The sequence below is a fragment of the Mesorhizobium sp. M0018 genome (assembly GCF_040323955.1).
In the GTDB taxonomy this organism is placed as follows: Bacteria; Pseudomonadota; Alphaproteobacteria; order Rhizobiales; family Rhizobiaceae; genus Mesorhizobium.
Genome location: NZ_JAMYVL010000095.1, coordinates 1 through 531 on the forward strand (window position 1 = coordinate 1; position 531 = coordinate 531).

Genomic DNA, 531 nt, shown 5'->3' on the forward strand with positions numbered 1-531 from the left:
CTGTGCGATGCCGCGCGCATCATTGCGATCCGTCTTGTTCGGCCGCGCCTTGAGGAATGCCTTGGTGTGTCGGGTCTCGATGCAGATTGCCGGCAAACCGGCCCTGGCCAGGCCTTCGAACAGCCATTGCGACAACGGTCCGGCCTCGAGCCCGATCCGCTCGATGCGCAAGGCGGGATCTTTCAGAACCGCGGTGAGGTCGTCGGGGTGGCTGACCACCTTGACCTCGCGGCAGATCTTGCCAGTTTCATCGACAATGCAAACGGCGGTCTCTTTTACCGAGATATCCAATCCGGCATAATGCTTCATGCTGCGTTTCCTTTCCTGATGCTTGTGGCTGTAGCTGCAGACCACGTTCTATCATCAGCTCGGAGCGCAGCACCTCCGTCCATCACCGTCGAAGATGGGGCTCAAGCCGAATATCCCATCTGATTCAATCTTCGTCGTAAGAGGAGATTGAGTCGATGATGGGCGAGCAAAGTGTGATGCAGGAGGAGCTGTTCTACGGCTTCAGCCTGGAGCGGCATGTGC

General features: G+C 58.0%; 1 protein-coding gene. It reads right to left on the minus strand.

Annotation, left to right across the window (positions count from 1 at the left end; all coding sequences use genetic code 11):
- Positions 1 to 309, minus strand: a 309-nt coding sequence (locus tag NKJ81_RS32610) for an IS110 family transposase (RefSeq protein ID WP_352542993.1), incomplete at its 3' end; no start/stop codon positions are given.
- Positions 310 to 531 lie beyond the last annotated feature (222 nt).